Origin of the sequence: uncultured Allobaculum sp. (genome assembly GCF_948576815.1) — a bacterium.
GTDB classification, from domain to species: Bacteria; Bacillota_I; Bacilli_A; order Erysipelotrichales; family Erysipelotrichaceae; genus Allobaculum; species Allobaculum fili.
On record NZ_CAPAEZ010000086.1, the window covers coordinates 1 to 9,762 of the forward strand.

10 protein-coding genes are annotated in these 9,762 nt (G+C 51.0%); 8 read left to right on the forward strand and 2 right to left on the reverse strand.

The window, feature by feature from the left end:
- Positions 1 to 198: 198 nt before the first annotated feature.
- Positions 199 to 1,860, reverse strand: coding sequence for an NFACT family protein (locus tag Q2J39_RS09760; RefSeq protein ID WP_288340436.1), 1,662 nt, complete (start codon positions 1,858 to 1,860; stop codon positions 199 to 201).
- A gap of 33 nt (positions 1,861 to 1,893) precedes the next feature.
- Entirely contained in the window at positions 1,894 to 2,181 is a 288-nt protein-coding gene (locus Q2J39_RS09765; RefSeq protein WP_230267882.1) for a hypothetical protein, read from the reverse strand.
- Between the two features lie 182 nt (positions 2,182 to 2,363).
- Here Q2J39_RS09765 and gmk point away from each other — a divergent pair, with 182 nt between their 5' ends.
- From gmk to Q2J39_RS09805, 8 genes are all read left to right on the forward strand, one after another.
- Entirely contained in the window at positions 2,364 to 2,936 is a 573-nt protein-coding gene (gene gmk / locus Q2J39_RS09770) for a guanylate kinase (RefSeq protein ID WP_230267883.1), read from the forward strand.
- Positions 2,937 to 3,085: 149 nt separating this feature from the next.
- Entirely contained in the window at positions 3,086 to 3,544 is a 459-nt protein-coding gene (gene rimP, locus Q2J39_RS09775) for a ribosome maturation factor RimP (RefSeq protein WP_288340440.1), read from the forward strand.
- A gap of 13 nt (positions 3,545 to 3,557) precedes the next feature.
- On the forward strand, positions 3,558 to 5,396 hold the full coding sequence (nusA, locus tag Q2J39_RS09780) for a transcription termination factor NusA (protein ID WP_230267885.1): 1,839 nt from the start codon (positions 3,558 to 3,560) through the stop codon (positions 5,394 to 5,396).
- Positions 5,397 to 5,651: 255 nt separating this feature from the next.
- On the forward strand, positions 5,652 to 5,912 hold the full coding sequence (locus Q2J39_RS09785) for an RNase P modulator RnpM (RefSeq protein WP_230267886.1): 261 nt from the start codon (positions 5,652 to 5,654) through the stop codon (positions 5,910 to 5,912).
- The gene (locus Q2J39_RS09790) at positions 5,902 to 6,246 is read left to right on the forward strand and encodes a 50S ribosomal protein L7ae (RefSeq protein ID WP_288340443.1); all 345 of its coding nucleotides are present in this window, start codon (positions 5,902 to 5,904) and stop codon (positions 6,244 to 6,246) included. Before Q2J39_RS09785 ends, Q2J39_RS09790 begins: the two co-directional genes overlap by 11 nt.
- Positions 6,247 to 6,437: 191 nt before the next feature.
- Positions 6,438 to 8,318 carry a translation initiation factor IF-2 gene (infB, locus tag Q2J39_RS09795; RefSeq protein ID WP_230267888.1) on the forward strand — a complete coding sequence of 627 codons (1,881 nt, stop codon included), beginning with the start codon at positions 6,438 to 6,440 and terminating at the stop codon, positions 8,316 to 8,318.
- The gene (gene rbfA / locus Q2J39_RS09800; protein ID WP_230267889.1) at positions 8,308 to 8,730 is read left to right on the forward strand and encodes a 30S ribosome-binding factor RbfA; all 423 of its coding nucleotides are present in this window, start codon (positions 8,308 to 8,310) and stop codon (positions 8,728 to 8,730) included. The genes infB and rbfA overlap by 11 nt, the downstream gene beginning before the upstream one ends.
- Before the next feature lie 34 nt (positions 8,731 to 8,764).
- On the forward strand, positions 8,765 to 9,757 hold the full coding sequence (locus tag Q2J39_RS09805; protein WP_288340446.1) for an anthrax toxin lethal factor-related metalloendopeptidase: 993 nt from the start codon (positions 8,765 to 8,767) through the stop codon (positions 9,755 to 9,757).
- The last annotated feature ends 5 nt before the right edge of the window (positions 9,758 to 9,762 follow it).

Consider the following 9,762-nt stretch of genomic DNA (forward strand, 5'->3'; position numbering starts at 1 on the left):
ATTATCTCAAATGGATAATTTGGCAATCTACAAAACCGTTAACCGAATGGCATTGTCTTCGAACTGAATTCTCAGGAATTCGAAACGAAGACGTTTATCTTTTATCTAAAGCAAATTTGGACGGAGCAGGAAAGCTGTGTCAGAAAAGGTGAGGCAGCTTGAGAAACTGCTTTCCGGGCGCTATGCGGACCGTACGAATTACTGTTCGTTTTCCGACAGATCGAGACGCGCCTTTCCGGTTTTAAGCGCCGTTTCGATGACATGCGCATCCGGATCGATATAAATGGTTTTGAACGATTTCATCGTCGTAAAGCCGGGGCCTTTTCCCGGAACCTTCCTGAGCTGGTTAATCCGGGTGTAGTCGACCGGCACGCTCGAAGAATAGCGGCCTTTGGAAAACCAGGCGGCCAGCATGGCGCAGAAGCGGATTTCTTCTTCACTCGGATGTTCGCTCTGCAGCACGACATGGGAGCCGTGATAATCCTTGACGTGAAACCAGAGATCGCTGCGTCTGGCCAGCGTCCAGGTAATGTACTGGTTCTGGAGATTGTTCTTGCCGGCGTAAATGGTCGAATCGCCCATTTTCAGAACGACGATATTGGGCATCTTTTTCTTCTTGCGCCGCATCGCATCTTTTTTGAGATGCAGAACATGCCGGTCCGCCAGTTCCTGGCGGATTTCCAGAACGTCATCGGCGCTGCAGTATTTGAGCTGCTCGGCAAGCATCTGGAAGTATTCGAGCTGATTGGCGCACTGCTCCACCTGCTCGGCGAGAATTTCGCGACCGCGCTTAAGCTTGCGGTACCTGTGATAGTAAATGTTCGCGTTGTCCTTGATCGAATAGCGCGGATCCAGATCGATTTCCAGCTTATCGCCGGTATCGAACGATTCCAGCGTCACGTGCGAAGACTTTGGCAGATCGAGATGGGCAAACAGCGCGTCGCCGATCTGACGCATTTCGTCATACCCGTACGATTCTTCCAGCGACTCTTCCAGACGCGGGAGCTTTTTGGACAGCTTGCGGATTTCTCGATCCACGGCTTTGAAGACATCGCCGCACTGCAGGGAAATGCGCCGGCGGTTTTCATCGGCTTCAAACTGCGTTTCCAGCCCTTCCATCAGGGGGAGGGACGTCCAGGGCGTCTGGAGATGTTCAAAGGGAAGCACATGGAATTCGTTGCCGGTCCGATACAGAAGATCGGAATGCGTCATCTCGTCGTAAATTTCTTCATACGTCTGTCCGTTTTGCATGCGGTACAGAAATTCACGGGAAATCGCGGGCGAAAAGCCTTCAATCTGGCTGACCAGTGAACGGTCCGGATCGATCGTAACCGGCGGTTCGGGCATCTGCCGTTCCGGTTTTTGCGGCAGCGTGTAAAGCGCCCCCGGATGCAGCAGACGCTTGGAATTTTCGTAGACCGGAATGCGCTTGAGACAGTCGATAATTGTCTGGTCTCTGGAATCGACGAGAATCAGGTTGGCATATTTGCCCATCATTTCCGCATACAGATCGTATTCGACGCGATCGGAAAACTCATTGGACGCCACGATATGAAAACGGACTATCCGGTCGTATCCCATCTGTTCAATGGCTGTGAGATAGCCCTGCGAAATGCGTTTGCGCAAAAGCATGACAAAGGGGGAAGGATTGGGCAGAACGTCCTTGTTTTTTTCGTCCAGATAAAGACGGCACGTGTTGGAATGCGCGCAAAGCGCCAGCCTGGCGCTGCCTTTTTGCGGCTTATGCAAGAAGAGCAGAATCTCTTCATCGCTGAGACTCTGAATTTTTCCAATTTTGGCTCCTTTGTATTCCTGAAGCTTTTTTACGACGCGTGAAAGCAGAAGACCGTCAAAGGGCATACGCCTACCTCCTTGTCCGCTTGGGACTGATTTTTATAAAAGAAATGCAGAAATTTCTTCAAATCCTGAATTCTCGTATAGTATAGAGAAAATCCTGATGCAAACAAAACGACAGGAAAATAGAGCAGCGCAGCCGCATACGCCAGCGTCTGGCGGGGGCAGCGGTTCTTTTCCTGTTCTGCGGCTTTTCTTACAGCAGCTATGCGTCAATGGACGTGCGGCATAGGAATGGAAGTTCGCAGATTCCCGTTTTAAAATCGCGGTATTTTCCCGTTCTGGCTTCAGAGTTTCTGGAAGAGCACGAAATTCCGTATTTTTCATTCGGCCGGTTTCTTTTTTACTGGTCTGGCTCACGCCAATCCGAAAAAGAAACGAATACGAAACATGCCTTAAACAATACAGAAGCGGATGAGCAGCTGTGAATGGTCTGTGCAAACAGAGCAGCCTTCAGCCAGAACGTGCAGGAAAGCGCAAATTAAAATCAGACAGAAGGAAGGATTACAATGAACGACACAAAACACGATGCCCGCATTTACATTCTCAGCGGCCCAAGCGGGGTAGGAAAGCGGACGATCCGGGAAAATCTCGACATGGATGCGCTGAATATGGTTAATTCCGTATCGTGGACCACGCGCGATCCGCGCCCGGAAGACATCGAAGGCGTTACCTATCATTTCGCAACGCCGGAAGAATTTGAAAAAGCCGCAGCCAATGATGAATTTGCGGAACACGCCGGCTTTGCCGATCACGCGTATGGAACCCCGCGTTCGGAAATCGAGAAAAACCGGAAAGCTGGACGCAATGTCATGCTCGAAATTGAAGTGCAGGGCGCGAAACAGGTCATGAACAACTACCCGGAAGCCGTTTCGATTTTCCTCGTTCCGCCTACGCTTGAAGATCTTGAAAACCGTCTGCGCAGCCGGAGCACGGAATCGGAAGAAGCCATTCAGGCAAGACTTGCCAGAGCCAGAGAAGAAATGGCCATGCAGGGTGAATACCAGTATGTCGTTGTCAACGACGACGCGCAGAGAGCGGCCGATGAAGTGGCATCCATCATCCGAAAGACAGCGCTCTAAAAAGGCAAGAATAAAGGGAAAATCACTTCTTTGCCCATTGACTTTTCAGGGCCTTTGCTTGAAGGTCCTTGCCTGCAGTGCTAAACTGATCGTGTTATCAATCCCAAGGGAGCGGACATCCGCTCCCTTCGATTTTGTAAGGAGAGAGAATGGATAATCTGAAAACCCTGATTGAGCCTGCCCTGAAAGAAAAGGGCTGCATATTGTATGAGCTCGAATGGGACACCAAAATGAAGCCCCCGATTCTTCGCGTCATGATCGACCGTGAAGACGAGCCCATTGATCTCGACATCTGCGCCGAGTGTTCCGAAGCACTTTCCGTGCTGTTAGACGAAGCGGACGCGATCCCTGGCGAATATATGCTGGAAGTATGCTCCCCAGGCGCTGAACGGCTCCTGAAAACCGAAAAGCAGATCCAGAACCAGGTCGGCAAGTATGTACGGATCGAACTGATCCAGGAGCAGGATCACGTCAAGGAAATTTTCGGCAAACTCGATGCGGCGGATGAGAACGAACTGAAAATCAGCACGTTTATCAAGGGCCGTCCGAAAAAATACCAGGTCAGACGAGACAATATCGCGCACATTCGCAGCGCTGTAAAAGTTTAATACAGAGGAAGATATGCCTAACAAAGCAATGAAAGAAAAGAAACCAACAAAAACCAAACGCAATTCAAAATCCAGGGAACTCGAAGCGGATGCAAAAACAGCGCAGGAAGCGCTCGAAGCCATCAAGTCCTTCCGCAATCTCTCGCCGGAAGTTCTTACCTCCGCTCTCAATGACGCCATCGAAGTCGGCTACCGCAAATCCCACGGTCTGAAAACCGCGAGAATTCGTACCGAACTCGATCCCAAGGGCGGCCTGAAGGCCTTCCGGATCTGGGACGTTGTGGAAACGGTAGAAGATCCGGAAACCCAGCTCGATGTCGAAGAAGCCAAGGACATTACCCCAAATCCGATCGTGGGCCAGGTTCTTGAAGAAGAAGCCGATATCGAAGACTTCGTTCGCAACGATATCTCGACCGTAAAGAGCGTTATGCTCCAGAAATTCAAGGATGCTGAAAAACAGGAAATTTTTGAAGAGTACCGTGACCGCGTCAGCGACATGGTCGACGGTCTGATTCATTCCGTAGAAAATAATTTCGTCATGGTTCGTCTGGGCGCCGATCAGGAAGGCAAGCTTCAGCCCGGTGCAACCGACGCCGTCATGCGCAAATCTGACCAGATTCCTGGTGAAGAGTACATCGAAGGCAAAATGATCCGCGTGGTCATCACAAAAGTCGACAAGGAATCCAAGGGCGCCATGGTAATGGTCAGCCGTTCCTGCAACGACATGATCAAGCGCCTGTTTGAAAAGGAAGTCGCCGAAATTTCTTCCGGAACGATCGAAATCAAGGCGATCGCCCGCGACCCGGGACTCCGCGCCAAGATGGCCGTCATTTCCAACAACGAAAACATCGATCCGATCGGTGCCTGCATCGGTCCGGGCGGAAGCCGTGTCCGTGCAGTATCTTCGAATCTGAACGGGGAGAAAATCGACATTTTCGAATGGTCCGACGATCTGCAGCAGCTCGTAGCCAACGCGCTCTCGCCTGCGCAGGGTGTTCAGATTTTCCCGCATGAAAAAGCCGCCGATAAACTCGGCAGCGAAAAAGTCCGCCGCTCCACACGCGACCGCAATCCGAACGACGATTCCCGTACGCTGGTTGCTGCCGTACCAGACAATCAGCTGTCCCTGGCCATCGGCAAAAAAGGACAGAACGCCCGTCTGGCGTACAAGCTGACTGGCTACCGCATCGATATCCGCTCCCAGAGCGAACTCGATGAACTTGGTATCGACTGGAGAGGGTACGTAGAAGAAATGCATCGCGAGTACGAAGAAAAGAAAGCCCGCGAACGCGCCTACAAGCAGCAGAAGCGTATCGAAGAACTGCAGAACTCCAACGAACCGACCGCCAATATCGCCGATGTAGCCGACTACGACTACGATGTCGATTACGACGATCGTCACCTCGACCGCATGGATACGCTCGCCAGCCGCGAAGCGCAGTACGAAAGCGAAGCCGAACCGGCAAACGAAGCGCCGAAAACCGCAGAGTCCAGTGTCAGCGTTAAGGAAAAGGAACTCGACGAAATGGAAGAAGCGGCACGCATCGCCAAGGAAAAACGCAAATCGCTCAGCGAAAAGCGTACGACGTATGTGTCCAAGTTTGAATCTGCTGCCGAAGCGCCAAAAGCTGAACCCGCAAAACCCGCTAAACCTTCCAAAGGCAAGGATGACGCGAAAAAAGAAAAAGACGAGCGCCGCAAGGAACGCAAGAAACCGGCCTTCAACGTACTTCATCCGATTTACACCGATGAAGAGCTCGCTGAAATCGAAGACAACGAAATCGAAGAAGAAGAAAATCGTTACAGCGACGATATCGACTACGAAGATTACGATTCCTACTACGAAGAATAAGCGGATCGCTTCTTCTTCTGAAAATTTGCACAGACCTGTATTCCAAGGACAGCACAGGCTATTTCTTTTCAAAACCTGTGTGTCTGTGTAAACTTGTCAAAGCGGTCTGAAAGACCGCAAGTCAGGCAGAGACAGCCTTTGCCTGATGGCATATCCATATTCTGAATTTGATTTCCATCCCAGGAGGGGGAATCCAATCCGAAACTGGAACCGAATATGCCAAGTAAGCCCTGACTGGAAAGGAGATCGATCGCCATGAGAAAAATTCCGATGAGAAAATGCGTCGTGACGCAGGAGAGATTTCCCAAAAAGGATCTGATCCGGGTCGTGCACACCCCGGAAGGGGAAGTGCTCGTCGACGCGACCGGCAAGAAAAACGGCCGCGGCGCCTATATCCAGAAATCTATGGAAACGCTGGAAAAAGCCAAAAAGAACAAAGCGCTCGCCAGAGCCCTCGAGTGTGAAATTCCAGATGCGGTCTATGAAAAACTGGAGCTGATGATCCGTGCCGGCTGATGCGACGGTTTCTCTTTTAGGACTCTGTATTCGAGCCGGAAAGTTTGCTAAAGGCGATGCCCTGATTCCCGCAATCTCTTCCAGAAAAGCAAAAGCGGTCGTAATCAGTTCCGCCTGCGGTGCAAACCGGACGAAAAAACTGCATGACAAATGTTCGTTTTATTCCATACCGTGCTACACCCTCGAAGCCGATCGCTACGATCAGCTTGGCAGCAAAGCCGGAAATTCCATCGCCATTCTCGACGCCGGATTTGCCAGAGGGATCGAAAAGTACTTAACGCCCGATCCCCTCACCAAACGTGAAGAAACGCAGGATGGAGAATCTTTGTCATAAAAAGAATTTACAAATTCCCTTCGCAAGTCTGTCTATTTCGATGTTCGTACTGGAGTGATTCAAGCTTGAGTACATTCCGAGGACGCCGTAAAAGACAGAAGAGCGAAGTCTTCCCAGAAGCATAGGAAAAACAGACTGTCCGCCTTTGGACAGAACTTCTGTTTTCGTTTTTAGAAAAGGATGGTGATTGAATGGCCAATAAGCCAGCAAGACGCAAGCCGGGAAACAATAACCGGAATCGTAACAACAACAATCGCGGAGGATCGCGCAATAACAATAACAACCGCCCTTCCAGACCGAGAATCGAGTATCCAAAGGAAATTACCTACTCGCTTCCGATCACGGTCGGTGAACTTGCCGAACTGATGAAAAGAAACTCATCTGAACTGATCAAGTTCCTTTTTCTGCTCGGTAACATGTGCACGATCAATACGCCGCTGAGCGATGACGAAATCGAACTGATTTCCGAAGAGTTCAAGGTGAAGGCCAACAAGGAAGTTGTTGTTGACGAAGATGATATCGAAGACCAGATTGCCAACCGTGAATTCGATGAGAAAGATCTTAAACCGCGTCCGCCTGTTGTCACCATCATGGGTCATGTCGATCACGGAAAAACTACCCTGCTCGATACCATTCGTTCCGCCCACGTCGTAAAAGGCGAATTTGGCGGAATTACCCAGCACATCGGTGCCTACCAGGTCAGCCTGAACGGCCGTAAGGTTACGTTCCTGGATACGCCGGGTCACGAAGCGTTTACCGCCATGCGAGCTCGCGGTGCCCAGATTACCGATATCGTCGTTCTGATCGTCGCAGCCGATGACGGTGTCATGCCGCAGACGAAAGAGTCGATCGACCACGCCCGTGCAGCCGGGGTACCAATCGTCGTTGCCGTCAACAAGATCGATAAACCAGGTGCCAACCCGGACCGTGTCATGAGCGAACTCGCCAACGAGGGCGTCATGCCGGAAGAATGGGGCGGCGATACGATTTTCAACCAGATTTCCGCACGCAGCGGTCAGGGCGTAAACGACCTGCTCGAATCCCTGCTTCTCGTTGCCGATATGCAGGAGCTGAAAGCCAACCCGGATGCAGCCGCCAGCGGTACCGTTATTGAAGCCAAGCTCGATAAAGGCCGCGGACCGGTCGCTACGCTGCTCGTTCAGCAGGGTACGCTCCACTCCGGCGATTCTCTCGTTGCCGGAACCGCCTATGGCCGTATCCGTAAGATGACTTCGGATAAGGGTATGGAACTCAAGAGTGCAGGACCGTCGACTCCAGTCGAAATTATCGGTCTGAACGAAGTGCCGCGTGCCGGCGACGTGTTCATGGTTTACGATTCCTATAAAAAGGCTGCTGAGATTGCCGGTCACCGTCAGTCCAAGCAGATTGAATCGGAACGTGCTTCTTCCTCTGCCCGCTCTCTGGAAGATATGGCCCGCATGATCAGCGAAGGCGATATGAAGGAAATCAACGTCCTCATCAAAGCCGACGTTCAGGGTTCTGCAGAAGCCCTGAAAGCCTCGATCGAAAAGCTGGCTGTGGATACCGTCAAAGTCAACGTCATCCGTTCGACCGTCGGTTCCATCACCGAATCGGATATCATGCTCGCTTCCGCGTCGAACGCCATCATTTACGGATTCAACATCCGTCCGACAGCAGCCGTTCGTAAGAAAGCGGAAGAAGAAGGCGTGGAAATCCGACTGCACAACATTATTTACAAGGCACTTGAAGAACTTGAAGGCCTGATGAAAGGCATGCTCGCCCCGGTTTACGAAGAAGTCGTTACCGGTCAGGCGGAAGTTCGTCAGATTTATAAGGCATCCAAAGTCGGAACCATCGCTGGTTCGTACGTAACCGACGGCGTGATTCGCCATAACTCCTCATGCCGCCTGATCCGCGATGGCATTGTTGTCTACACCGGCAAGCTGGGATCCCTGCGTCGTTTCGATAAGGACGTGAAGGAAGTCAGCCAGGGCTTTGAATGCGGTATGACAATTGAAAACTTCAACGACATCAAAGTCGGCGATATCATTGAAGCTTTCGAAGATCAGGAAGTTAAAAATGACGCTTAAACAGGACAGAATGGATCAGATCCTCAAAAAGGAGATCAGTCGGATTCTTCAGTTCGAACTGAAAAACCCGAAACTCGGCTTCGTGACCGTTACGGATGTGGAATGCACCCGCGATATGTCGCAGGCGAAAGTATACGTCTCCTTTCTGGGAAAACAGGAACGCAATGATGCCGGAATGAAAGTGCTGCAGGCCTCGAAAGGCTTTATCCGCAGTACGCTCGCCCGCAACATCAAAGCGCGCAAGATGCCGGATTTGATTTTTGTTCAGGATACCTCTCTCGATCAGGGCCGCAAGATCGACTCGATTCTGAGTTCTCTGAATAAGAACAGCAGCGAAACCATGGCATCCAAAGAAGCCAGAGAAGCGAAAGCCCACGCGGCTGACGCAGAAGAGAAAACCGAAGAAAACTAAGGCTTTCTCTTCTGGACGCATTTGACCCATAGAAATGAAAAATAAACCGCAAGGCAGGAAGAGTTCTCTTTCTGCCTTCTTCGTATCGCTGCTGTACGGACTTTTTGCTGGATCGCTCTTTCTTTTCCTGATCGTTTTTGCCGGCGATTTTGAGATCATCTGGAAACAGGCCATATCCTCTCCGGCACTGATCGTTCCCTCGCTGACCGTGGGGGGCACGGTTTTTCTCTTTTTCCTGTTTCGAAAGCGTAAAATTCTGTCTTTTCTCATTTCGGCAGCGGGCGTGGCGGCGTTTTGCGGCTATTTCGTCTATCTGCTTCATACGCCGGTTCCGTTTATTCAGCTGATTACCGTGCGCGACTCGGCTGTCCAGCAGACGCTGCAGCAGTCCTCATCCCTCTTTGAAAACTGCGTGCAGGAAGGCAATGAACATCCGGCGGTCTATTTTGAAGTGAGCGATCAGGAATCTATGCCGGGCGACGCGGAAAAGAAGGCGATCGTGCAGATGATTCACGAACTGCCCTCCGCTCTGAAAAAGCAGGCGGCTGGAATTTATTTTCTGAGCGAAAACTCGTTCAACCAGGCGATCGAGCAGGAGACGAATATTGATGCAGCCGGTTTTTCACGTGCGTCCAACTTCACCGCCGCCATCAAGGTGCCGGATCTGAACCGGTCGGAATACCTTACGTATTTTCGAAACGGAAGAACATGCAGTCTTTCCAGTCCGGAAAGCTTTAAGGAGACGATCGTTCACGAACTGGTCCATTTGGCGGATGTACGAACGCACGGATCGACGCTGCGCATATCCTCTTTGCCGCGCTGGAAAGAAATTTATGAGACGCAAAAAGATCTCTTCGGTGAATATGGAGCGACGAACCGCAGCGAATTTTTCGCGGAAGCCGGCGTCTACTATTTCCTGTATCCGGATTTATTAAAAGAAATGAGTCCGGCCGTATATGACTTTTTCTTCGAATATCTCCAATGCTGTTCACTTAAGCTTCACAAGCTCACTTACAAATCAGGTTAGTTCCT

What these genes read in the sequence shown, in the direction of transcription:
- Q2J39_RS09765 (WP_230267882.1), bottom strand. Translation starts at nt 2,181, where the DNA reads ATGAAAAATACGGAATTTCGTGCTCTTCCAGAAACTCTGAAGCCAGAA.
- rbfA (WP_230267889.1), top strand. Translation starts at nt 8,308, where the DNA reads ATGACGCTTAAACAGGACAGAATGGATCAGATCCTCAAAAAGGAGATC.
- Q2J39_RS09805 (WP_288340446.1), top strand. Translation starts at nt 8,765, where the DNA reads ATGAAAAATAAACCGCAAGGCAGGAAGAGTTCTCTTTCTGCCTTCTTC.
- gmk (WP_230267883.1), top strand. Translation starts at nt 2,364, where the DNA reads ATGAACGACACAAAACACGATGCCCGCATTTACATTCTCAGCGGCCCA.
- Q2J39_RS09785 (WP_230267886.1), top strand. Translation starts at nt 5,652, where the DNA reads ATGAGAAAAATTCCGATGAGAAAATGCGTCGTGACGCAGGAGAGATTT.
- nusA (WP_230267885.1), top strand. Translation starts at nt 3,558, where the DNA reads ATGCCTAACAAAGCAATGAAAGAAAAGAAACCAACAAAAACCAAACGC.
- Q2J39_RS09760 (WP_288340436.1), bottom strand. Translation starts at nt 1,860, where the DNA reads ATGCCCTTTGACGGTCTTCTGCTTTCACGCGTCGTAAAAAAGCTTCAG.
- rimP (WP_288340440.1), top strand. Translation starts at nt 3,086, where the DNA reads ATGGATAATCTGAAAACCCTGATTGAGCCTGCCCTGAAAGAAAAGGGC.
- infB (WP_230267888.1), top strand. Translation starts at nt 6,438, where the DNA reads ATGGCCAATAAGCCAGCAAGACGCAAGCCGGGAAACAATAACCGGAAT.